24 protein-coding genes are annotated in these 22,453 nt (G+C 74.7%); 9 read left to right on the forward strand and 15 right to left on the reverse strand.

The window, feature by feature from the left end:
• Positions 1–12: 12 nt before the first annotated feature.
• On the reverse strand, positions 13–714 hold the full coding sequence (locus J4E96_RS17940) for a demethylmenaquinone methyltransferase (RefSeq protein ID WP_227423392.1): 702 nt from the start codon (positions 712–714) through the stop codon (positions 13–15).
• Between the two features lie 73 nt (positions 715–787).
• Between J4E96_RS17940 and J4E96_RS17945 the strand changes: the two genes are divergently transcribed.
• The 3 genes from J4E96_RS17945 (at position 788) to J4E96_RS17955 (ending at position 4,232) form a co-directional block, all read left to right on the forward strand.
• Positions 788–2,098 (forward strand): isochorismate synthase, encoded by a 1,311-nt coding sequence (locus J4E96_RS17945; protein ID WP_227423393.1) that lies wholly within the window; start codon positions 788–790, stop codon positions 2,096–2,098.
• A 653-nt stretch (positions 2,099–2,751) separates the two neighbouring features.
• On the forward strand, positions 2,752–3,333 hold the full coding sequence (locus J4E96_RS17950) for a hypothetical protein (RefSeq protein WP_227423394.1): 582 nt from the start codon (positions 2,752–2,754) through the stop codon (positions 3,331–3,333).
• 209 nt (positions 3,334–3,542) lie between these two features.
• A complete protein-coding gene (locus J4E96_RS17955; RefSeq protein WP_227423395.1) occupies positions 3,543–4,232 on the forward strand; it encodes a hypothetical protein in 690 nt (229 codons plus the stop codon).
• 132 nt (positions 4,233–4,364) lie between these two features.
• Here the strand turns inward: J4E96_RS17955 and J4E96_RS17960 are convergent, their stop codons facing one another.
• The 3 genes from J4E96_RS17960 to J4E96_RS17970 form a co-directional block, all read right to left on the reverse strand.
• Positions 4,365–6,164 carry a S1C family serine protease gene (locus tag J4E96_RS17960; protein ID WP_227423396.1) on the reverse strand — a complete coding sequence of 600 codons (1,800 nt, stop codon included), beginning with the start codon at positions 6,162–6,164 and terminating at the stop codon, positions 4,365–4,367.
• Between the two features lie 105 nt (positions 6,165–6,269).
• A complete protein-coding gene (menD, locus tag J4E96_RS17965) occupies positions 6,270–8,036 on the reverse strand; it encodes a 2-succinyl-5-enolpyruvyl-6-hydroxy-3-cyclohexene-1-carboxylic-acid synthase (protein WP_227423397.1) in 1,767 nt (588 codons plus the stop codon).
• Complete coding sequence (locus J4E96_RS17970) at positions 8,033–9,001, reverse strand: o-succinylbenzoate synthase (protein ID WP_227423398.1); 969 nt, start codon at positions 8,999–9,001, stop codon at positions 8,033–8,035. The genes menD and J4E96_RS17970 overlap by 4 nt, the downstream gene beginning before the upstream one ends.
• A 66-nt stretch (positions 9,002–9,067) precedes the next feature.
• Between J4E96_RS17970 and J4E96_RS17975 the strand changes: the two genes are divergently transcribed.
• Positions 9,068–10,039 (forward strand): 1,4-dihydroxy-2-naphthoyl-CoA synthase, encoded by a 972-nt coding sequence (locus J4E96_RS17975; RefSeq protein WP_227423399.1) that lies wholly within the window; start codon positions 9,068–9,070, stop codon positions 10,037–10,039.
• 42 nt (positions 10,040–10,081) lie between these two features.
• Here J4E96_RS17975 and J4E96_RS17980 read toward each other — a convergent pair whose 3' ends face one another.
• On the reverse strand, positions 10,082–10,273 hold the full coding sequence (locus tag J4E96_RS17980; RefSeq protein WP_227423400.1) for a hypothetical protein: 192 nt from the start codon (positions 10,271–10,273) through the stop codon (positions 10,082–10,084).
• A 146-nt stretch (positions 10,274–10,419) separates the two neighbouring features.
• The gene (locus J4E96_RS17985) at positions 10,420–11,511 is read right to left on the reverse strand and encodes a DUF3048 domain-containing protein (RefSeq protein ID WP_319637710.1); all 1,092 of its coding nucleotides are present in this window, start codon (positions 11,509–11,511) and stop codon (positions 10,420–10,422) included.
• A 76-nt stretch (positions 11,512–11,587) separates the two neighbouring features.
• On the opposite strand from J4E96_RS17985, the gene menE reads away from it, so the two are divergent.
• Positions 11,588–12,775: an o-succinylbenzoate--CoA ligase gene (menE, locus tag J4E96_RS17990; protein ID WP_227423401.1), complete on the forward strand. Its 1,188-nt coding sequence runs from the start codon at positions 11,588–11,590 to the stop codon at positions 12,773–12,775.
• Positions 12,776–12,786: 11 nt separating this feature from the next.
• Positions 12,787–13,674: a 1,4-dihydroxy-2-naphthoate polyprenyltransferase gene (locus J4E96_RS17995; protein WP_227423402.1), complete on the forward strand. Its 888-nt coding sequence runs from the start codon at positions 12,787–12,789 to the stop codon at positions 13,672–13,674.
• 26 nt (positions 13,675–13,700) lie between these two features.
• On the opposite strand, the gene J4E96_RS18000 is transcribed toward J4E96_RS17995, so the two are convergent.
• Positions 13,701–13,994 carry a DUF4229 domain-containing protein gene (locus tag J4E96_RS18000; protein ID WP_227423403.1) on the reverse strand — a complete coding sequence of 98 codons (294 nt, stop codon included), beginning with the start codon at positions 13,992–13,994 and terminating at the stop codon, positions 13,701–13,703.
• A 52-nt stretch (positions 13,995–14,046) separates the two neighbouring features.
• Between J4E96_RS18000 and J4E96_RS18005 the strand changes: the two genes are divergently transcribed.
• Positions 14,047–14,313 carry a hypothetical protein gene (locus tag J4E96_RS18005; protein ID WP_227423404.1) on the forward strand — a complete coding sequence of 89 codons (267 nt, stop codon included), beginning with the start codon at positions 14,047–14,049 and terminating at the stop codon, positions 14,311–14,313.
• Positions 14,314–14,386: 73 nt separating this feature from the next.
• Here J4E96_RS18005 and ccsB read toward each other — a convergent pair whose 3' ends face one another.
• The 6 genes from ccsB to J4E96_RS18035 all read right to left on the reverse strand — a co-directional run bounded on the left by ccsB (position 14,387) and on the right by J4E96_RS18035 (position 19,820).
• On the reverse strand, positions 14,387–15,394 hold the full coding sequence (gene ccsB / locus J4E96_RS18010; protein WP_227423405.1) for a c-type cytochrome biogenesis protein CcsB: 1,008 nt from the start codon (positions 15,392–15,394) through the stop codon (positions 14,387–14,389).
• Positions 15,391–17,121 carry a cytochrome c biogenesis protein ResB gene (gene resB / locus J4E96_RS18015; protein ID WP_227423406.1) on the reverse strand — a complete coding sequence of 577 codons (1,731 nt, stop codon included), beginning with the start codon at positions 17,119–17,121 and terminating at the stop codon, positions 15,391–15,393. Before resB ends, ccsB begins: the two co-directional genes overlap by 4 nt.
• Before the next feature lie 11 nt (positions 17,122–17,132).
• Positions 17,133–17,951, reverse strand: a complete 819-nt coding sequence (locus J4E96_RS18020; RefSeq protein ID WP_406620053.1) for a cytochrome c biogenesis CcdA family protein — start codon at positions 17,949–17,951, stop codon at positions 17,133–17,135.
• Positions 17,948–18,589 (reverse strand): TlpA family protein disulfide reductase, encoded by a 642-nt coding sequence (locus J4E96_RS18025; RefSeq protein WP_227423407.1) that lies wholly within the window; start codon positions 18,587–18,589, stop codon positions 17,948–17,950. Before J4E96_RS18025 ends, J4E96_RS18020 begins: the two co-directional genes overlap by 4 nt.
• Positions 18,590–18,591: 2 nt before the next feature.
• On the reverse strand, positions 18,592–19,230 hold the full coding sequence (locus tag J4E96_RS18030) for a histidine phosphatase family protein (protein ID WP_227423408.1): 639 nt from the start codon (positions 19,228–19,230) through the stop codon (positions 18,592–18,594).
• 80 nt (positions 19,231–19,310) lie between these two features.
• Positions 19,311–19,820 (reverse strand): MarR family winged helix-turn-helix transcriptional regulator, encoded by a 510-nt coding sequence (locus tag J4E96_RS18035; protein ID WP_227423409.1) that lies wholly within the window; start codon positions 19,818–19,820, stop codon positions 19,311–19,313.
• Between the two features lie 193 nt (positions 19,821–20,013).
• On the opposite strand from J4E96_RS18035, the gene J4E96_RS18040 reads away from it, so the two are divergent.
• Entirely contained in the window at positions 20,014–20,568 is a 555-nt protein-coding gene (locus J4E96_RS18040) for a YceI family protein (RefSeq protein ID WP_227423410.1), read from the forward strand.
• Positions 20,569–20,605: 37 nt separating this feature from the next.
• Here the strand turns inward: J4E96_RS18040 and J4E96_RS18045 are convergent, their stop codons facing one another.
• Positions 20,606–21,289 (reverse strand): redox-sensing transcriptional repressor Rex, encoded by a 684-nt coding sequence (locus tag J4E96_RS18045; protein ID WP_227423411.1) that lies wholly within the window; start codon positions 21,287–21,289, stop codon positions 20,606–20,608.
• Positions 21,286–21,555, reverse strand: coding sequence for a glutaredoxin family protein (locus J4E96_RS18050; protein WP_227423412.1), 270 nt, complete (start codon positions 21,553–21,555; stop codon positions 21,286–21,288). Before J4E96_RS18050 ends, J4E96_RS18045 begins: the two co-directional genes overlap by 4 nt.
• Positions 21,556–21,607: 52 nt before the next feature.
• Here J4E96_RS18050 and J4E96_RS18055 point away from each other — a divergent pair, with 52 nt between their 5' ends.
• A complete protein-coding gene (locus J4E96_RS18055) occupies positions 21,608–22,426 on the forward strand; it encodes an HAD family hydrolase (protein ID WP_227423413.1) in 819 nt (272 codons plus the stop codon).
• Positions 22,427–22,453 lie beyond the last annotated feature (27 nt).

Here is a 22,453-nt window from a genome sequence, read left to right on the forward strand (position 1 = left end):
GTCGCGGGACGTTCACAAATCCTCCGGGCGAGTACCGCGGTGCAGGGCCACGATGCCGCCGGACAGGTTGCGGTACGCGACGTCGCGCCAGCCGGCCGTGCGCAGCAGGCGCCCGAGCGCCCGCTGGTCGGGCCAGGCCCGGATCGACTCCGCGAGGTAGGTGTACGCATCGGTCTCCTTCGAGACCGCGCGGGCGACCGTCGGCAGCGCCCGCATGAGGTAGTTGTCGTAGACCGTGCGCAGCGGCGCGAACGTCGCGTGCGAGAACTCGCAGACCACGAGCCGGCCGCCCGGGCGGGTCACGCGGAGCATCTCGCGCAGCGCGCGGTCGGTGTCCGCGACGTTGCGCAGCCCGAACGAGATCGTCACCGCGTCGAACGAGGCGTCGGCGAAGGGGAGCTTCGTGGCGTCGCCAGCGACGAAGCCGAGGTCCGGGCGGCGGCGCTTGCCGACCTCGAGCATGCCGAACGAGAAGTCGCAGGGCACGACCTCGACGCCGGCGTCGGCGAGCGGGCGGCTCGACGTGCCGGTGCCGGCGGCCAGGTCCAGCACGCGCTGACCAGGGCTGACGCCGAGGGCCTTGATCGTGGCCGTCCGCCAGCGCCGGTCCTGGCCGAGCGACATCACGTCGTTGGTGAGGTCGTAGCGGCGGGCGATGCCGTCGAACATCTCCGCGACCTCGTGGGGCTGCTTGTCCAAGCTGGCGCGCGACATGTGTCCATGATCTCAGGTTCACGGGACTGCTCGCTGCGCGCGGGCGCCGCGGGCAGACCTACGCTTGCACGTGATGTCTACGCTCACGACCCCCGCTGCCGGCGCCGTCCCACGACCCCTCGTGGTGCGCACGGTCGCCATCGACGACCCCGGCGACCTGCTGGCCTTGCTGCCCGACGGCGCGCCGCTGGCCTGGGTCCGGCGCGGCGACGGCATCGTGGGCTGGGGCGAGGTGCTGCGCGTCCCGGTGCGCGGGCCGGACCGGTTCGCCGCCGCCGAGGACGCCTGGCACGAGGTCCTCGCGCACGCGATCGTGCGCGACGAGGTCGACCTGCCCGGGACCGGACCGGTGGCCTTCGGGTCGTTCGCGTTCGACGAGGACTCCCCCGCCGGCGGCGTCGTGGTGATCCCGCGCGTCGTCGTCGGGCGCCGCGGCGGTCAGGCCTGGCTCACGACCATCGACACGGGCGCGACGATCGGCGCGACGCCGACGCTGGCGACCGCCGTCGGCGAGCGCGCGCCGGTCACGGCGCCGGGTCCGGTGAGCTACTCCGACGGGGCGGTCGACGATGCGGGCTGGCGCGACGTCGTCACGCGCTGCGTGGCCGCGATCCGCGCCGGCGAGGTCGAGAAGGTCGTGCTCGCGCGCGACGTCCGGGCGCACGCGGCGGAGCCCGTCGACGCGCGCTGGGTGCTCGGGCGGCTCGCGGGTGGGTACCCCTCGTGCTGGACGTTCAGCGTCGACGGCATGCTCGGTGCGACGCCCGAGCTGCTCGTGCGCAGCGACAAGGGCCTCGTGACCTCGCGCGTGCTCGCCGGCACGATCCGCCGCACCGGCGACGACGCGGCCGACCTCACCCGCGCGGCGATCCTCGCGCACTCCTCAAAAGACCTGGAGGAGCACGAGTACGCGGTGACCTCGGTGGCCGACTCGCTCGCGCCCTTCTGCTCGTCCACGAACGTGCCCGACGTGCCGTTCGTGCTGCACCTGCCGAATGTGCTGCACCTGGCCAGCGACGTGACCGGGGTGCTGCGGGCGGCGGTTGCGGGCCACAGCCCGGCGCCGTCGAGCCTCGCGCTCGCGGCGGCGCTGCACCCCACCGCCGCCGTGTGCGGCACGCCGACCGCCGCCGCCCGCGCGCTGATCGCGCGCGTCGAGGGCCTGGAGCGCGCGCGCTACGCCGGCCCGGTCGGCTGGTTCGGCGCCGACGGTGACGGTGAGTGGGGCATCGCGCTGCGCTGCGCCGAGATCGACGCGGCCGACCCCCGCGAGATCCGGCTGTTCGCCGGCTGCGGCATCGTCTCGGCGTCCGACCCGGAGTCCGAGCTCGCGGAGTCCGAGGCCAAGCTGGTCCCGATGCGCCAGGCGCTCGCGACCGACTGAGTTCCGGGGTGGGTGCGGCGCGTCCGCGCGGAGCATGTGACAGAACCGCTCAGCTGTGACCTCAGGCGAGCCCCACACTCACCACCAGTCCCATCCGCACCATGCTCCGCGCGGACGGTGAACCTCCCCGACGCGCGAGGTACAGGAGTGCACCACCGGGACCAGTGAGTCACCGCACAGGCCCCACCAGTCCGACCTGTCCCTCGCGCGTCGCTACGGTCCACCCGTCCGAGGTTCCGGGCGTCCTTCCGCGTGCGTCCGGGTGCGTCCGGGTGCGTCCGGGTGCGTCCGCGCGGAGTCCGCATGCTTCCGCGTGCGTCCGCGCGGAGCCTGTGACAGAACCACTCAGCTGTGACCCCAGACGAGCCCCACGGGCCCCACCAGTCCCATCCGCACCACGCTCCGCGCGGAGGGTGAACCTCCCCGACGCGCGAGGTACCCGAGTACACCACCGGGTCCCCTGAGTCACCCCACAGACCCCACCAGTCCCACCTGTACCTCGCGCGTCGCCCAGGTTCACTCGGCGCACATCACGTGCCTGCTCAGGCCGTGATCCACAGGATCGCCCGTGCCCTTTTCGTGCCGTATGTCTGGTTGGTAGCGTCACTGGATGGCTTGACGAGGGGGCTGGTCAGGCACGACAGGGGGCGAAGATGATCCGAAGTGTCATCGCGACGGCAGCACTCGCAACGCTGCTCCTCGCCGGCTGCACCGGCCAAGACCCACCTGCTCCCCCGCCTGACTTCCAGTCAGCCGAGCCCACTCCAACGACCACGCCCACTCCCACTCCATCACCGACGCCGGAGTTCCCGGAACCACCTGCCGACCTGGTGCGCACCGACGAGGTCGGCGCCGCCGCAGCGGCAGGGTACTTCGTGGCGCTCTACCCACTCGTGTTGAGCACGGGAAATGTCGACGCTTGGGACGCAATTAGTGGGGACCCGTGCGAATTCTGCGAGAGCATCAGGCGAGACGCGCTGTCTATGGCTCAAAAAGGGGAGTCATATTCAGGAGGCGTGATCGGACTCTCTGATGTCGAGGTCCTCGGTCGTGATGACCTGATCGGCGGATATCCCGTGGACGCAAAATTCGTCCAGTCCCCGTCTCTTTACCAAGCGGCCGACGGCTCCATCATCACGCAAACGGACGGCGATTCAGGAATCGTCCGAATCGATACGCTCAACACAAGCGCGGGATGGAAGATCCTCGCGGTAGTAGTGAGGGATGCTCCGTGAGACTCGGCCATATCGCCCTCGCGTCCGCGTTTGCACTCTTGCCATTGCAGCAACCCCTGGAAGTCCCCCCAGCCGACGACCCTCCCCCCGCGAAAGAAAACGCCGCCACGGAGAAGCCTCAACTTGACCGCTGGCGCACGTACACAGCGGCAGACGGCATCCTCGTGGACGGAAGCCGCTTCTATGTAAGCGGCGGCCCGGGGTCTGGCGTGAACGCGAACGAGCAGTATCGGCGGGCGCCGGCCGGGTTGTGCTCGACCGAGTTCGCGTCGTTCGCGGGACTCGAGGTCGGGCTGGCGTGCGCCGGGGCGGGCGGCTCCGCGATCCGGCTTGAGTGCGCGCCCGGCGAACGGGCCCTCGACCCGCTGTTTCGACGCGTGCGGAGCACGGCGGCGGGCGGCTGGTCGGACTGGACCTCGGTCGACATCGGCAGGTGCGTCGTCGACGCCGACTTCCAGGCCGCGCTCGCCGCCGAGCTTCGCCGCCTGCCGCTGACCCCGTCGACCGTCTCCGTCCAGCCGCCCACCGGCTGGACGCTCGTCAACGCCGACACCATCGTCTACACCGACCACGCGCCCCAGGTCCTGACCACGACGGTGCTCGGCGTCGGCGTCACGATCAACGCCACCCCGACCTCGTTCACCTGGGACTTCAACGACGGCGCCGAGCCGCTGACCACCACCGACCCCGGCCGACCCTGGCCCGACTACACCGTCTCCCACCAGTTCACGACCGAGGCGACCCGTCACATCTCCCTCACCACCACCTGGACCGCGACCTACCAGCTCGCCGGCACCCCCACCTGGGAGCCGGTCACCGGCACGGCCACGACGACGTCCACGGCCGCGCCCCTGCAGGTCTACGAGGCCCGCGCGCGCCTCGTCCAGGACCCCACCTGACCGGACCTCTGAGCAGGCGCCTGAGCAGGCGCCGGACTCCGCGCCCGACACAGCACGACGTCCCGCCCGGTGCACCTCCACCGAGCGGGACGTCCGCGCCTGCAACCCCCACCGGCCACCCGCCGGCCGGCGTCAGCCCTGGTTGCCGAAGAACTCGTCGAACGGGTTCTGGCCCCCCTGGTCGAGGCCGTTGTCGCTCGAGCCCTGGTCGTCCGGCGTCGCCTCGGCGGCGGGAGTGGCGGCCTTGGCCGCGAGGGTCACGGTGACGTCCAGCGCCTTGCCGTCCCGGACCAGGGTCAGCACCGCGGTCGAGCCGGCCGAGCGCTCCCGGACGTAGGCCGTCAACGACTCGGCGCCGGCGACGGGGTCGCCGTCGATCGCGACGATGACGTCGCCCTTGGCGATCTCGCCCTCGGCCGCGGGCGAGCCGTCGGTGACCTCCTCGACGACGGCGCCCTTGCGGGTCGTGCCGTCGGCCGTGGCGTCGCCGTCGGTCAGCGAGACGCCGAGGAAGGCGTGTTCGGCGGTACCGGTCTCCACGAGCTGGCTCGCGATGTCCTGCGCGAGGTTGATCGGGATCGCGAAGCCGAGCCCGATCGAGCCGGACGACGAGCTGTCGCCCGAGAGCGTCGCGATCGACGAGGTGATCCCGATGACCCGACCCTCGGCGTCGAACAGGGGCCCACCGCTGTTGCCCGGGTTGATCGCCGCGTCGATCTGGATCGCGTTGGTGACGACGACGTCGCTGCTCGTCTCCGCGGAGGCCGAGACAGGGCGGTCGAGGGCCGAGACGATGCCGGTGGTCACGGTGTTGGCGAGGCCGAGCGGGTTGCCGACGGCCATGACTGCCGCACCGACGGTGACGGCGTCCGAGTCGCCGAGCGCGGCGGGCTTGAGGTCGTCGGGGGCATCCGTGATCTGCACGACCGCGAGGTCGGTCGTGCTGTCGGTGCCGACGATCGTCGCGTCGTACATGCGGCCGTCGCTCAGGGTCACCTGGACCGAGTCGGCGCCGTCGACGACGTGGTTGTTCGTCAGGACGTGGCCCTCGGCGTCGATGATGACGCCCGAGCCCTCGGCCCCGCCGTTCGCCGTCGAGACCTGGATGGCGACGACGGAGCTCGACACCGCGGCCGCGACCTTCTCCCAGTCGGGGTTCTCGGAGGTCGAGCCGGACACCGGGGACGTGTCCGTCGAGGACTCGCCGATGGTGGACAGCGACGACGGCGTGGAGGTCGAGTCGTTCCCGTCGAAGCCGACGGTCAGCCCGACCGTTGCGAGGCTCGCGATGAGCGCGGCGGCCGCCGCGGCGCCGACGACGGTGACCCACATCCGCTGCGGCCGGTTGGGCGCCGCCGGGGCGGGCGCGGCGGTCGCGGTCGGGCCCGAGCCGCCGGAGCCGCCAGGGCCGCCGGAGCCGACTGTGCCGCCGGAGCCGAAGATCTGGAACGGGTCGTTGCCGGGGCTGGCCGGCTGACCGGGCACGACGGGTGCGGCAGGCTGGCCCGCGGTCGGGTGCCCCCACCCGGGGGCACCGGGCGCGGCGGGCGCACCGGATCCGCTGGGGATGCCGGGCGAGGCCTGGTGGGGCACGGCGTACTGCGGCGCGAACGGCTGCGCGGCCTGCGTCGCCGGCGCAGCCGGGACGGGAACGGGCAGCGGCTGCGGGACGGGCGAGGGAGTCGGCGACTGCGCCTGCTGCGGGGCCGGCGGCGGCGTGGGGAGCTGCAGCGGCAGCGTCGGCTGGTCCTGCGGCGCGGGGACCTGCAGCGGCAGCGTCGGCTGGTCCTGCTGCGCGGGGACCTGCAGCGGCACGGTCGGGTGATCGCGGGGCGTGGCGACCTCAGGCTGGGTCTCCGGGCTGCCGGGCGCCGCGCCGACCTGGTCGGCAGCGTCGTTCACCGGGGTCTGCTCGTTCTCGGGGCTGTTCATGGGTGGCCTCCTTCTCGTGGACTATCTGACCGCCCGCCGCTGGGCACAGGCTCCAGGCTCCCTGAGAATTGCCTGGGGATATTGGGGAGCCGCGGACGCGCGGACCTACCCGAGCGCCGCGTCCACGGCCGCCGCGATGCGCTCGTGCAGCGCCCGCCGCCGCGCCCGGTCGACGCGCACCTCGACGACGCTGAGCCCCGGGCCCGGGACCGCGAGCGCCACCTGGAGGTCCCCCGGATCCCGGACCACCTGGTGCCGCACGCCGTAGCCGGCGCACAGCGCGCCCAGGTCGGCGCCGTGCGGGGTGCCGAAGACCCGCTCGAACACCGCCGCGTGCTCGGGCTCGCCGTGCTCGAGGGTCGAGAAGATCGAGCCGCCGTCGTCGTTCGCGACGACGATCTGCAGGTCCGGCTCGGGTTCGAACGGTCCGCGCAGGAGCCCTCCGACGTCGTGCAGGAACGTGAGGTCGCCCATCAGCGCCCGGACCTGCCGGCCGGGGCTCGCGAGCGCGACCCCGATCGCCGTCGAGACGGTCCCGTCGATGCCGGCGAGCCCGCGGTTCGAGTACACCGTCGGCGGCTCGGCCCAGCCCGCCACGAGGTCGAGGTCGCGCACGGGGTTGCTCGAGCCGACCACGAGCACGTCCTGCGGCCCGGATGCCCGGGCGACCTCGCGCGCGAGGACCGGGCCGCGCACGCGGGTGCCGGCGCGCGACCGCCGCCCGCGCGGCGCCGAGTCGAGGACCCGGTCCAGCGCGGCGACCGCGAGCGACCCCGCCTCCTGCCAGCGCCCGAGCCACGCCTGCGCGGACGCCGCCGGGTTCGCGCCCGCGACCAGCGCGCTGCCCTCGACGACCACCGACGCGGCACGCCGGCTCGCGTCCGGCCACGCCGCCCCGCGCGGCGCGACGACGCAGACCTCGACGTCGTCGCGCGCGAGCAGCGCCTGCACGGGCCGCGACAGCGTCACCCGGCCGACGACGACGACGCGCCGCACGGCTCCGCCGAGCTCCGGGCGCGCGAGCAGCAGCCGGTAGGCGCCGATCGCGTGGCTGCCGCCCCGCGCGCGGGACGACGGTTCGGCGAGCAGCGGCCAGCCGTTGGCCTCCGCGATCTCGCGCGCGAGCGGCCCGGCGCCGTCGCCGGCCACCACGACGGTCCCGCCGTCACCACCCGCGCTCCACCTGGGCCCGCCGCCGGGCGCGGCGCCCCGGCTCTGCACCGCGCTCAGGCCGGCCGACGACGGCGCGGGCCACGCGGCGTCGTCGACCCCGGGGCTGAGGGGCTCACGGAAGGAGAGGTTGAGGTGCACCGGGCCGGGGTCGCCGGTGCGCGCCCCGAGCGCGGCCGCCACGGCGCGGCTGGTCAGCTGGCGCAGGTCCGCGTGCTCGCCGGGCCGCCCGGTCGGCGCCGGGACGTCGGCGGCGAACCGGACCGCGCCGCCGTACAGGCCGACCTGATCGGTCGTCTGGTTGGCGCCCGTGCTGCGCATCTCGTGCGGGCGGTCGGCGGTCAGCACGATCAGCGGGACGCCCGAGTGGTGCGCCTCGAGCACGGCCGGGTGCAGGTTCGCCGTCGCGGTGCCCGACGTCGTCACGATCGCGACGGGGCGGCCGGAGCCGCGCGCGAGCCCGAGCGCGAGGAAGCCAGCGGTCCGCTCGTCGATGCGCACGTGCAGTGTGATCGCGGGCGCTCCCGCGGGGCGCTGGCCGTCGGGCTCGGAGGCCTCCGCGAGCGCGTAGGCGAGGGGGGCCGAGCGCGAGCCGGGCGCGAGCACGACGTCGTGCACGCCGAGGCCGGCGAGCGCCTGCAGCAGGACGCGGGACGCCGCGATCGCCGGGCCGGGAACGGCACTGCGGCCGGCGTCGCTCATGCGTTCACCGTACTGACCGCGGCGAGGCGGTCCCGCCAGCGCGCCGCGACGTCGGGCGTGGCGGCCGCCGCGGCCAGGCCCGCGGCGTCGGGCACGGGCCGGCAGACCGCGATCGCGCCGCCGACAGGCAGCAGCGGGGCGGCGACGACGTCGGCCGTGAGCAGCTGCGCGGTCGCGAGCCCGCACGCGTAGGGCAGGTCGGGCAGCGCGGCGGCGAGCGCGAGCCCGGCGGCGAGCCCGACGGATGTCTCTAGCGCCGACGACACGACGACCGGCAGCCCGACCCGCTCGGCCAGCTCGAGGCACGCCCACACGCCGCCGAGGGGCTGGACCTTGAGCACGACGACGTCGGCGGCCTCCGCGCGGACGACCGCGAGGGGGTCCTCGGCCCGGCGGATCGACTCGTCGGCCGCGATGAGCACGTGCGTGCGGCGGCGGACGGCCGCGAGGTCGGCGACGGTCGGGACCGGCTGCTCGGCGTACTCGAGCCCGCCCGCCGCGCGGTCGAGCACGCGCAGGCGGTCGATCGCGGTGTCGACGTCCCAGCCGCCGTTGGCGTCGATGCGGATCGCGCCGCCGGGCCCAAGCGCGTCGCGCACGGCCTCGAGCCGCGCGATCTCCTCGCCCACGCCCTGGCCCGGCTCGGCGACCTTCACCTTGGCGGTGCGGCAGCCGCCGGACGCGGTCACGATGCGGTGCGCGCGCTCGGCGTCGACGGCCGGCACGGTGACGTTCACCGGGATCTCGGTGCGGACGGCGGCGGGCCAGGGGGTGTCGGCGGCCTCCCGGGCGGCGCGCAGCCAGGCGGCCGACTCCGCGGCGTCGTAGTCCCAGAACGGGCTGAACTCACCCCAGCCCGCGGCCCCGCGCAGCAGCACGCCGTCGCGGACCGTGATCCCGCGGAACCGCGTGCGCAGGGTGATCGAGTAGACGTACGGGACGGGCGGCAGGTCGGTTGCGGGCACCCGTCAGCGTATGTCCAGGCTCCGACGCGTGCCGACGGTCGCGGTGGCGGTGGTTAGGGTTGCCGCGTGAGCGCCATCCCTGAGCAGGTGTCCCAGACGTTCGACCCGGCGCGCTGGCGCGCGATCGACGGCTTCACCGAGCTGACCGACCTGACCTACCACCGCGGCGTCGAGCGCGCCGCCGACGGCACCGAGCGCGACCTGCCCGTCGTGCGCATCGCGTTCGACCGCCCCGAGGTGCGCAACGCCTTCCGCCCGCACACGGTCGACGAGCTCTACCGGGCGCTCGACCACGCCCGGATGACCTCGTCCGTCGGCACCGTGCTGCTCACGGGCAACGGCCCGAGCCCCAAGGACGGCGGCTGGGCGTTCTGCTCGGGCGGCGACCAGCGCATCCGCGGCCGCGACGGCTACCACTACACCGCGGGGACCGACGCCGCCGGCAAGCCCGTCGAGGGCGCCGACGCGATCGACCCGGCGCGGGCGGGCCGCCTGCACATCCTCGAGGTGCAGCGGCTGATCCGCACGATGCCGAAGGTGGTGATCGCCGTCGTCGGCGGCTGGGCGGCCGGTGGCGGGCACTCGCTGCACGTCGTCGCCGACCTGACGATCGCCTCGCGCGAGCACGCGCGGTTCATGCAGACCGACGCCAACGTCGGCTCGTTCGACGCCGGCTACGGGTCCGCGTACCTCGCGCGGCAGGTCGGGCAGAAGCGCGCGCGGGAGATCTTCTTCCTCGCGCGCGAGTACTCCGCCGAGCAGGCCGAGCGGTGGGGCGCGGTCAACGAGGTCGTCGATCACGACCGGCTCGAGGACCTCGCGCTCGAGTACGCGCGGATCATCGCGACCAAGTCCCCGCAGGCGATCCGGATGCTGAAGTTCTCGTTCAACCTCGCCGACGACGGGCTCGCGGGCCAGCAGGTGTTCGCCGGCGAGGCGACCCGACTCGCGTACATGACCGACGAGGCCGTCGAGGGCCGCGACGCGTTCCTCGAGCACCGCGACCCGGACTGGTCGGGCTTCCCGTACGCGTTCTGAGCGACGCGCCCGGACCCGTCAGGCCGGCGCTCCCCGGACCCGTCAGGCCGACATGAACAGCAGCCCGCGCTCGAGCAGGTTCTGCGCGAGGTAGGCGGCCGCGACGAGGCTGCCGAGCAGCACCACCGAGGCGACGACGACGGACGCGGCCGAGCGCACCCGGTCGGGCCGGTCGGCGGCGGCGCGGACGGAGGAGTGGATGGAGGCGGCCCGGAACGGCGTCGATGTGGTCATGGCTCAAGCCTGGCCGCCCGCGCCGCGCAGCGGATCGGCCCGCAGGGCCATCTCCGCCCGCGCACCATGCGCCGGACGGCCGAGCCCGGGTCATCCTTGGGGTGCAGGCGCACCGGCCCCGCTCGGGGTTCCCCCTGACGCCGCGCTCAGCTGGCGGTGATCGAGCCCGCCGGCGGCACGAGCTCGACCCAGGTGTTGCCCGGCGCGAGCCGGATGACGGAGCCGTCGGCCGCGTTCGTCAGCACGATCGGCTCCGCGATCGAGGCCTTGGACCACTTCGCGGCGATCTGCATGCCGCCCGTGACGACCGTCGCGTCGCCGCTGTCCACCATGACGGACTCGAGCACCGCGGTGCCGGCCGGGTCGACCGTCCCCGTGTCCTTCGTCCGGACCCGCAGCGCGACGACGTTCGTCGCCGTGAGCGGCGCGCCCGCGGGGTTGGTCGACGGCGTCGCGCCCTCGGACCGCGTGAACGCGCCGTCGGCGGCCGACCAGGTCCAGTTCGGGTGGAAGGCGGGGGAGAACACGAGGGCGAGGTTCGCGATCGGGGTCCCGGCCGTCGTCGCCGAGGCGGCCGCGGCCGTCCGCGCGATCGTGAACTGCGGGGCCGGGGCCGCCGAGTGCTCGGCGTCGGCCTGGCCCCAGAAGGTCGTCGGGGTGCCGAACACGTTGTGCGGGGCGGAGTGCCCCTTCTTCCGCGCGAAGCCGGCGGCCCCCTTGTCCATGCTGATGATCTGCACGCCGGCGTCCGCGACCTCGTTCACGAAGCCCGCCTGCCCGCCGGAGAACGCGATGAGCCCGTGCAGCGGCGCGGTGATCCCGCCATCCATCGGGCGGACCGACCGGATCGGGCCGACGCTCTCGGGCACGACCGAGTGGAACACCGCCACGAAGCGTGTGACGCCGCCCTCGACCAGCTCCTCCCAGACCATGTCCGCCTGGTCGAGCCCGGTCTGCGGGCGAACGCTCGGGTCGTTCTCGATCTTCACCGCGAGCGCGGGCCGGCTCGGGATGTCGGCGGCAGCGACGCCGGTCAGCGGCCAGGTCGGGGGGATGACCGGCGCGGGCACCGCGCCCTTGTCGGCCGCGATGTCGGCGGCCTCGGTGCTCGGCTCGGACGGCTCCGGCGAGCCGGCACCGCAGCCAGCGAGCGCGAGCAGCGACACACCGCTCAGCGCCGCGGCCGCGATCCGGGCGAGCCGACGGCGAGGGGTCGAGCGGGCAAGGGTGATCGGCACGTCGAGGCTCCTTATCGCGCCAGCGCTGCCGCCGGCGGTTCGGCGTCACTCTACGGCGTGCGCCTAGGCTGAGAGCGTGAGCCGACCGCTGCGTCCCGTCCCCGCCGGACCGCACCAGCTCGCGACGCTGGTCGACGCCCTCCGATCCGCGCTGGACGGGACCGGGCCGGCGGTCCGGCCCTCGTCCGCCGCGGGGCCCGCACAGCCCGCACATCCCGCGGTTCCCGCCCACCGAGCGGGTCCCGCCCACGTCGTTCCCGACGACGTCGCGCTCGTGGTCGAGACCTCCGGCTCGACCGGCGCCCCCCGCGCCGTGATGCTGTCCGCGTCGGCGCTGCGGGCGTCGGCCGACGCGACCGACGCCCGCCTCGGCGGCCCGGCGCAGTGGCTGCTCACGCTCCCGCCCACCCACGTCGCCGGCCTGCAGGTCCTCGTGCGCTCGATCCTCGCGGGCACCGAGGCGGTGGTCGCCGCGCCGGGCGGCTTCCGGCCCGACGCGTTCGCGGCCGACGCCGCGCGGCTGACGGGCGCCCGCCGGTACGTCTCGCTCGTGCCGACCCAGCTGCGGCGGCTGGTCGACGACGCCGGGGCCGGCCTCGCCGCGCTCGCCAGGTTCGACGCGGTGCTGCTCGGTGGCGCCGCGGCGGGCCCGGACCTGCTGGCCCGGGCCGCGGCCGCCGGCGTCGCGGTGACCACGACCTACGGGATGTCCGAGACCTGCGGCGGCTGCGTCTACGACGGCGTGCCGCTCGACGGCGTGCGGGTCCGGCTCGACGCCGCCGGGCGCATCCTCCTCGCGGGCCCGATGCTCGCGAGCGGGTACCTCGGCCGCCCGGACCTGGACGCGCAGGCGTTCGCCCCGGCCGACGGCGCCCGGTGGCTGCGCACGAGCGACGCGGGCGAGCTGGGGCCCGACGGGAGGCTCGCCATCCTGGGCCGGCTCGACGACATGCTCGTCACGGGCGGGGCCAAGGTCTCCCCCGCCGCCGTCGAGCGCCTCATCGCCGAGCTGCCCGGCGTGCTCGACGTCTGCGTCGTCGGCCTGCCCGACGCCGAGTGGGGGCAGGTCGTCACGGCCGTCCTCGTGCCCGCCGCCGGTGCCTCGCTGCCCAGCCTGGAACGGGTCCGCGCGCATGTCGCGCGTAACCTGGGGCGGCCCGCCGCGCCCGCGCGCCTGGTCGTCGCCGACCGGCTGCCGGTGCGTGGGCCGGGCAAGACCGACCGCCGCGCGGTCGCCGAACTCGCCGCCGCGTTGTTGACCTGAACAGGAGCACCATGGCCACCCCCGCCGAGTGGATCGCGGGCGCCCGCCCGCGCACCCTGCCCGCCGCCGCGACCCCCGTCCTCGTGGGTACCGGCGCCGCCGCCCAGGCCACCGTCTGGGACGCGCCCGGGGAGCGAGCCGTGCTGGCCCTGCTCGCGCTCGGCGTCGCGCTCGCGCTCCAGGTGGGCGTGAACTACGCGAACGACTACTCCGACGGGGTCCGCGGCACCGACCTCGACCGGGTCGGGCCGCTGCGCCTGACGGCGTCCGGGACGGCGCCGCCCGCCCGGGTCAAGGCCGCCGCGTTCGCCGCGTTCGGCGTCGGCGGCCTGCTCGGGCTCACGCTCGTGCTGCTCACGGGCCACGTCTGGCTGCTCGGGGTCGGTGCGGTCGCGATCGCCGCGGCCTGGTTCTACACCGGCGGCCGGCACCCCTACGGCTACCGCGGGTTCGGCGAGGTCGGCGTCTTCGTGTTCTTCGGACTGGTCGCGGTGCTCGGTTCGACGTACGTGCAGCTCGACCGGATCACGTGGCCCGCGCTCGCGGGGGCCGTCGGCGTCGGACTGCTCGCGTGCGCGCTGCTCATGGTGAACAACCTGCGCGACATCCCGACCGACGCCGTCGTCGGCAAGCGCACCGTCGCAGTGCGGATCGGCGACCGGCGCGCGCGGCAGACGTACGTCGCGATGATCGGCGTGCCGCTCGTGCTCGGCGTTGCCTGCGCGTTCGCCGCGCCGTGGTCGCTGCTGGTGCTGATGCTCGCGTTCCCGGTCGCCCTGCTGTCCATCACGGTCCTGGCCGGTGCCCGCGGCATCGCGCTCGTCCCGGTGCTGGCCGGCACGGGGATGCTCGAGCTGGGCTACGGCGTGCTGCTCGGGCTCGGGCTGGCCCTGGGCTGACGGCTCCGGCTCGATCGGCGGCGGGCTCAGTCGGCGGCGGGGCCCGCGAGCCGGCGGGCGTCGTCGATCGCGTCCTCCACGGCCGCGTCCTGCTCGACCGAGCGCGAGAAGCGCCGCCCGGACCTGCGCCGCGCCGCCCGCTCGGCGAGGTAGAGCGCGGCACGGTCGCGCGGGCCCGCGAGCACCGCGTAGGAGATGCCCCAGGCGAGGAAGGCGGCGCCGACGACGAGCAGCCAGCCACCCACGCCCACCAGGTACAGCAGAGCGAGGCACCCGGCGAAGAGGCCGAGCCGGAGCACGGAGTAGGTCACGATCGGCACACGGCCAGCCTAGGCCCGTGCATGACGCGCGCGAACGCTTACGCTGGACGCCATGCGGAACCTTCTCGCCCTGGTGGTCATCGGGCTGATCGTCTACACGATCATCAGCCTCGTGCTCCGATCCCGGTCGGGCCCCGCGGGCGCGCCCGGACGGAGCTGGCGGGCGCCCAAGCCCCCGGCCGGACCCGTCGCGCCCGACGACGACCCCGAGTTCCTGTGGCGCCTCGAGCAGCAGCAGCGCCGGGCCGAGCGCGAGGCCAAAGGCACCGACGACGGCTCGGACTCCGACCAGCCCGGCCCGCTCGGCACGACGCCCTAACGCCCTCACGCCCTCAGTCTCGGCGCGCCTGCCTGCCGCTGCGCGCTGCGCTCGACCGCGGACGACGGCCCGTCTACAGGCCCGAGTACGCGTGCTTGCCGGAGAAGAAGAGGTTGACGAGCGTGAAGTTCGCCAGCACGCAGCCGTAGCCGATCAGCACGAACCAGGCCGCCCGGCTCCCGGACCAGCCGCGCGTCGTGCGCGCGTGCAGGTACGCCGCGTACACGACCCAGACCACGAAGCTCCAGACCTCCTTCGGGTCCCAGCCCCAGTACCGGCCCCACGTGTGCTCGGCCCAGATCGCGCCCGCGATGACGGTGAACGTCCACAGCACGAAGCCGATCGCGTTGAGCCGGAAGGACAGCGCCTCGAGCTCGACGGTGCGCGGCACGGTCTCGAGCCAGCGCCAGACCGGCCGGGACAGACCGGCTGAGCCGCGGTCCCGCGCGCCCTTGAGCAGCTGGAGCACGCTCGCGGCGAACGCCACGGTGAAGACCCCGGTCGCGGTGATCGCGACGCCGACGTGGATGACGATCCAGTAGGAGTCGAGCGCCGGCTGCACGCCGTCGGCCTGCACGAAGAAGACCAGCAGCGCGAGCGCGAGCGCCAGCACGGTCAGGCCCGTCACGAGCACGCCGAGGAAGGGCAGGTCGCGCCGGCGCAGCACGACGAGCAGGACCACGATCGCGACCATGGAGCCGACGAGCGCGAACTCGTACATGTTGGCCCACGGGGTGCGGCCGGCGGCGATCCCGCGCAGCACGACCGCGGCGGCCTGGAGCACCAGCCCGAGCATCGTCGTCGTGCGCGCGATGCCGCGGGCCTTGGAGCGCCGCCGCGCGCCGTCCCGGCCAGCCGGGCCCGCTAGCCCGGGCGAGGCCGGGGCCGCCGGCGCGCTCGCGCCGCCGGCCGCGACGGGCTGGTGCACCCCAACGGCCGCGCGCGCGGTGCGCGCCATCCGGCCCGCGTGCTCGGCCACGCGAGCGAGGTCGATCGAGTACGCGACGAGCGCGACGGTGTACACCGTCGCCGCGCTCCACACGAGCTTCGTGCTGAGGTCGGCCGCATCTGCCAGGGTCATCGTCCCGCCTTCGGTTCAGTTGCCGATTCTTCCCTCGACCGGCTCGAGGCGCCACCATTCACGTCGCCATCCTGCGCGCCGCCATCCTGCGCGCCGGAGTCGTCCGCCGCACCCGGAACCGGGCCCGGGATCGCCGCGAGCACCGCATCCAGCTCGGCCTGCAGCCCGAGATCGTCGCCGCGAGCCAGCGCCGCCGCAGTGACCTGGGTGCGGCCGGGGCCGGCCGGCGTCGCGCGCAGCCACACGCGCCGGCGCGGCGTGAACAACGAGATCGCCAGGCCCGCGAGCGCGATCAGGGCGCTCGCGAGCACGTAGGCGAGCGTCGGGTCGTGCCGCAGGTCGAGCGCGACGTAGCGGGGCAGGTCGTCGAACGTGAGCGTCCCGAGCCCGCCCGGCAGCTCGACCGTCTCGCCCGCCGCCACGTACAGCGTCACGGGCGCGCCGGCGTCGTCGACCTCCTGCGTCATGGCGCTCTCGTCCAGCTGGTAGACGTTCTGCGGCACGCCGTCGTCGAGGCCCAGGTCGCCGGACCACACCGAGAGCACGAGCATCGGCGCGTTCGGCTGCGGGTTCACGGACCGCCACAGCCCGGAGCCGGACTCGACCGCCGTCGGCAGGAGGTACCCGACGAGGCCGACCTGGGCACCGGTGGAGACGTCGGGCACCTTGATCACCCCGCGCGAGGTGTACACGTCGTCCTGCGGCAGGAAGGGAACCGCGCCCGCGAACGCGACCTCGCCGGCCGCGTCCCGCATCGTCACCTCGGGCGCGTAGCCGTTGCCCTGCAGGTAGATCTTGGCGCCGCCCACGTCGAGCGGGTGGTTCACCCGGATCGAGTCCGCGCTCGTGCTGCCGTCCGGTTCCCGCACCGTGACGTCGGCCTCGAAGAACCGGGCCGCGAGCGTCTCGGGATCGAAGCTCGCGGTGAACGCGTCGAGCGTGAGCGTGAAGGGCACGAGGCTCGCGGGGTCGAACCCGGCCCCGGAGTCGAACGTGTCGTAGTCCACCACCGCGTTCGCGAACCCGCGGCCCTCGAGCACGAGCGCCTGCCCGCGGTAGTGCAGGAACTGTCCGGTGCCGACGGCGACGAGCAGCCCGAGCAGCGCGAGGTGGAACGCGAGGTTGCCGGCCTCGCGCAGGTACCCGCGCTCGGCCGAGACGACCCACGTCGTGCCCGCGCCGGGGTCGGCGCCGACGAGCAGGCCCTCGGCGCGCACGTCGACCCGGAAGCGCGGCAGCCAGCGCAGCCGCCCGCGCAGCGCGACCGCCGCGGCGTCGGCGACCTCGCGCGCGCCCGCCGTCGTCGTGAGCGCGCCCTGCGCGGGGAACCGGTCGAAGCGGCGCGGGGTGCGCGGCGGCCGGGCCCGGACGGCGGACAGGTACGCGCGCGTGCGCGGCAGGATGCAGCCGATCAGCGAGACGAACAGCAGGAGGTAGATCGACGAGAACCAGACGGAGGAGTACACGTCGAACATGCCGAGCCGGTCGAGCCAGGGGCCGGCGCCGGGGTGGTCCACGAGGTACTGCGCGACGACGGTCGGGTCGGCCGGGCGCTGCGGGTAGACCGATCCCGGCACCGCCGCGACGGCGAGCAGCATGAGGAGCATGAGGGCCACCCGCATGCTGGTCAGCTGGCGCCAGACCCAGCGCAGCCAGCCGACCGCGCCCAGCCGCGGCAGCACCACGGGCGCGCCGGCGAGGAACGCGTCGTCGACGCCGTCGGGCACGTGCGCGCTCGTCACAGGACCGGCTCGAAACCGTCGACGAGGCCCTGCAGGGACTGCGTCCACACGCCCCACAGGCCCGTCACGAGCGCGAGCCCGATCACGATGAGCAGCGCTCCCCCGAGCCGCATCACGGCTAGCCGGTGCCGGCGCGCGAACGCGACGGCCCGCGTGCTGCGCTCGAAGCCCAGCGCGATGAGCAGGAACGGGAGGCCGAGCCCGACGCAGTAGGCGATCGACAGGAACGCCCCGCGGCGCGCCGAGCCGCCGTCGAGCGAGAGGGCGATGACCGCGGCGAGCGTCGGCCCGATGCACGGCGCCCAGCCGAGCCCGAACACGATCCCTAGCACGGGCGCGCCCCACAGGCCCGCCGTCGGGCTCACGTGCACGCGCCGGTCCTGCTGCAGGAACGGGATGCCACCCATGAACGCGACCCCGAGGAGGATCACGACGACGCCCAGCACGCGGCTGATCGGGTCCTCCCACCGGCTCAGCGCCGCGCCGAGCGAGCCGGCGAGCGTCCCGAGCGTGACGAAAACCGCGGTGAAGCCCGCGACGAACAGCGCGACGCCGAGCACGAGCCGGCTGCGCTGGGGGGCCACCCGCGTGCGGCCGCGGCCCGCCGAGCCGCCCGCCTGGCCGAGCGACGCGCCGCTCATGCCGCCGAGGTAGCCGAGGTACCCCGGCACGAGCGGCAGGACGCACGGCGACGCGAACGACACCAGGCCCGCGAGCAGCGCGACGGGGACGGCCACGAGCATCGAGCCGGAGAACGCAGCGGTGCCGAAGCTCTCGCCCGCGTCCGCGAGCACGCCCGCGGCGAGGACGGTCACGAATCCGAGCCCGTCGCCGCCGGCTCGGCCAGCGCGTCGCCGACGAGCGCCTCGAGCGTCGCCGGGTCGGCCGCGCCGAGGATGCGCGCGGCGACCCGGCCCTGCCGGTCGAGCACGACGGTGGTGGGCACCGCCTGCACCGGGACGGCGCCCTGCAGGGCCGCGATCGCCGAGCCGTCGGTGTCGGCGATCGAGGGGTACGTCACGGCGAAGGTGCGTTCGAAGGCCTGCGCGGCACCGGCGTCGTCGGTCCCGTTGATCCCCACGAGGTGCAGGCCGTCGGCGGCGAAGTCGGCGGCGAGCTGGACGAGGTCCGGCGCCTCCGCGCGGCACGGCGGGCAGGCCGCGTACCAGGTGTTGAGCACGACGACGTCGCCGCGCCAGGCCGCGACGTCGACCGCCGCTCCCGCGAAGTCCGTCCCCGCGAGCTCGACCGGCTCGCCGCGGTCGGCCACCGGCCAGGTGCGGGTCGTGCCGTCGCCGGACTGGTACCCCTGGTCGGCGACGTCGCCCGACCCGCCCTGGTCCGCGCTCGCGCCGCAGCCGGCGAGCGCGGCCGCGAGCAGGAGCCCGCCCGCGAGCGCGGCCGCGAGACGCACGGGGGCCGCGCGCACGGGGGCCAGGCGCGGGGCAGGCATGGTCACGCCCCAGCCACCGCGGAGGTTCCCGGGAGCAGGTCGGCGGCGGGTTCGCTGTAGTGGATCCCGGTCAGGCGATCGCCGTCGAACCGCAGGCTCGTCAGCGAGGCGAGCGAGCACTCGCGGTTGCGCGGGTCGTGCCACAGCCGGCGCTCGGACAGCGCGAGCCGCGTGACCCAGATCGGCAGCTGGTGGCTCACGAGCAGCGCCTCGTGCCCGCGCGCGAGCTCGCGTGCCGCGTCGACCGCCGCGAGGACGCGGTCGGCCTGCTCGCGGTACGGCTCGCCCCACGACGGCCGGAACGGGTTGCGCAGCAGGTACCAGTAGCGGGGGTTGCGCAGCGCGCCGTCGCCGACGCCGACACGCAGGCCCTCGAACCTGTTCTCGGCCTCGAGGAGCCGGTCGTCGGTCGTGATGGCGACGCCGAGGGCGGCCGAGATGGGTCCCGCGGTCTCCTGGGCGCGCTGCAGCGAGGAGGCGACGACGGCGGTGATGTCGCGACCCGAGACGTGGGCCGCGACGCGCTCGGCCATGAGGCGGCCACGCTCGGACAGCCCGTATCCGGGCATCCTCCCGTAGAGCACGCCGGTGGGATTGTGGACCTCGCCGTGCCGGAGCAGGTGGACGGTGGTTTCGGACATGGGCACAGTGTCGCAAACCCCGCTGGGCGTGCCCACCAGACGCGGCGCGCCGCGCAGGTGAGATCCGCCGGGCGCGCCGGTCAGCTCGCCGGGTCCGGGCAGCGGAGCGCGTCGCGCACGACCGCCATCGCGGCGCCGAGCGCCGCCAGCTGCTCCGGCGTCAGCAGGTCGACGACGTGCTCGCGCACGCACTCGACGTGCAGCCGGGCGGCGGCCTCGAGGGTCGCGAACCCGAAGTCGGTCAGCGCGGCGTTCACGCCGCGGCCGTCGGCGGCGCAGGCCTTGCGCTCGACGAACCCGCGCCCCTCCATCCGGCGGATCGTGTGCGTGATCCGGCTGCGTGAGTGCGCCAGCTCGTCCGCGAGCGTCGACATACGCAGCGTTCGGTCCGGGGCCTCCGACAGGCGTACGAGGATCTCGTACTCGCTCAGGGACAGGTCGGCGCCGCCCTCGAGATCGCGGGACAGGGCCTCGGTCAGGAGCGCGGACCCGTCGATGTAGGCGCGCCAGTTCCGCTGCTGTTCCGGCGACAACCAGCGGGTGGGGGGCGCCGCCGCGCTCGCTGCGGCCGCTACCGACGTGGTCGACATCCCTGTGCCTGCTCTCTGCTCGTGCTCTCTGCTGCTCGTGCGGCTCTCCTGCTCGTCCCGGCCGACCGGGCCGGAACTTGCGTTCCGGACAAGACTATAGTAGAAATATCAACTACCGGGTACTTGCGAGTTCAACAACAGCCCGGCCAGTCCGGGACCGCTACCCGCCCCACACACGTACGAGGAGAATCTCATGACCGTCACCACACTTCCCACCGAGCTCACCGCCGGCACCTGGGTCGCCGACCCGTCGCACAGCGACGCGGGCTTCACCGTCCGCCACGCGGGTATCTCGAAGGTGCGCGGCACGGTTGCGCTGACCGAGGCCACCGTGACGATCGGCGCCGACCTCACGACGTCCGCCGTCACCGCGACGCTCGACCCCGCCACGATCGACACGCGGGACGCGGGCCGCGACGGTCACCTCAAGGGCGCCGACTTCTTCGACGTCGAGTCCTTCCCGGCCTGGACGTTCACGTCCACCTCGGTCGAGGGCTCCGGCGCCGAGGCCGTCGTCACCGGCGACCTGACGATCCACGGCGTGACCCGCTCGGTCGAGCTGGCCACCGAGTTCAACGGCACCGCGGTCGACCCCTACGGCAACCTGCGCGCCGGCTTCTCCGCGACCACCGAGATCTCCCGCAAGGACTTCGGCCTCACGTGGAACGCGACGCTCGAGGCCGGCGGCCTCCTCGTCGGCGACAAGGTCAAGATCGCCATCGAGATCTCGGCCATCAAGCAGGCCTGACCCGCCCCCGCAGCACCCGGAAGGCCGAGGTCGGCGCTCACGCGCCGGCGTCGGCCTTTCGGCTGTCGTGGAACGCCAGGATCTGCAGCTCCGAGCCGAGGTCGACGACCCGCAGGTCGACCTCCGGCGGCACCCGGAGCGAGCACGGCGCGAAGTTGAGCACGCCGGTCACCCCGGCCGCGACGGCCGCGTCGCACACGTCCTGCGCGACCTCGGCGGGCGTCGCGATCACCGCGATCGTCGCGCCGCTTGCGGCGACGACCCGCCCGAGCCGGTCGGCCGGCTGGACCTCGAGCCCCGCGACGGTCGTGCCCACGACCCGCGGGTCGGCGTCGACGAGCCCGACCACGGAGAAGTTCCGGCCGGCCAGCCCCGAGTAGTTCGCGAGCGCGTGGCCGAGGTGGCCGACGCCGACGATCACCACGTGCCGCTGGCTCGTCAGCCCGAGGGCGACCGTCAGGTGCCGGCTGAGGTTGGCGACGTCGTACCCCACCCCGCGCGTGCCGTGGCTGCCGAGGAACGACAGGTCCTTGCGCAGCTGGGCCGACCCGACGCCGGCCGCGGCCGCGAGCGTGCTCGACGACGTCGTGCTGACCCCGTCGGCGGCGAACGCCGCGAGGGCGCGCAGGTACAGCGGGAGCCGGCTCACCGTCGCCGGCGGCACGCGCCGGGCCGACCGGCGCACGTCCACCGGCTCGCCCACGGCCCGCACGGCGGTCATGGTCTCGGCGCGAGCGCGGCCGCGAGCCGGCCGGCGTCGATGCGCCAGTAGTCCCGCTGCACGCCGTCGACGAGCACGACGGGCACCTGCTCGCCGTACTCGCGCTGCAGCGCGCCGCCGTCGCGCACGGCCTCGGCGTCGATGTCGACCTCGGCCCAACCCGTGCCGGCCGCGGCGGCCACCGCCGCGACGATCACCCGGGCGTCGTCGCACAGATGGCAGCCGGCACGCCCGTACAGCACCACCCGCACCCCGTCGTCGGTCATGCCTCAACCCTAGGCGCCGTCGACCCCGGCGCGCCGTCGTTACAGTGGACAGGTGCCCGAGCCCTCGAACGCCGATCTCGACGTCGAGGTACCCGTGCCCGCCCGGGTCTCGGCGGCCTTCTTCGACGTCGACAACACGATCATCCGCGGCGCGAGCGCCTTCCACCTCGCGCGCGGCCTGCGTCGGCGCGGGTTCTTCCGCTACCGCGACATCATCGCCGCGACGGTCCAGAACGCGCGCTACCAGCTCTTCGGGGAGAACCGCGAGCAGATCGACGCGGTGCGCTCGCGCGCGCTGAACATCATGACCGGGCACTCGGTCGCGGAGGTCGTCGCGGTCGGCGAGGAGGTCTATGACCAGGTCCTCGAGCTGCGCATCTTCCCCGGCACGCTGCAGCTGCTCGACGACCACCTCGCGGCCGGCCACCAGGTCTGGCTCGTGACCGCGACCCCGGTCGAGATCGGCGCGCTCATCGCGCGACGCCTCGGCGCGACCGGCTGCCTGGGCACCGTCGCCGAGCACAAGGACGGCTACTACACCGGGCGGCTCGTCGGCGACATGCTGCACGGCAAGGCCAAGTCGAGCTCGGTCCGCGCGCTCGCCGAGCGCGAGAACATCGACCTCTCGGCGTCGTACGCCTACGGCGACTCGACCAACGACGTGCCGCTGCTGTCCACGGTCGGGCACCCGTGCGCGATCAACCCGGACCCGCGCCTACGCCGGCACGCCCAGGCTGCCGGCTGGCCCATCCGGGAGTTCCGCGGCCGACGGCGGGCCGCCCGCCGGGGCATCAAGACCGCGAGCTGGGCGGGTCTCGCCTGGGCGGCGGGCCTCGTGCTCCGCTCGATCGGCCGCTCAGTCCGCGGCTGACCCGCCCCGGCGCCCGGCGCGCGGGCT

This window comes from Pengzhenrongella sicca, assembly GCF_017569225.1.
GTDB lineage: Bacteria > Actinomycetota > Actinomycetes > Actinomycetales > Cellulomonadaceae > Pengzhenrongella > Pengzhenrongella sicca.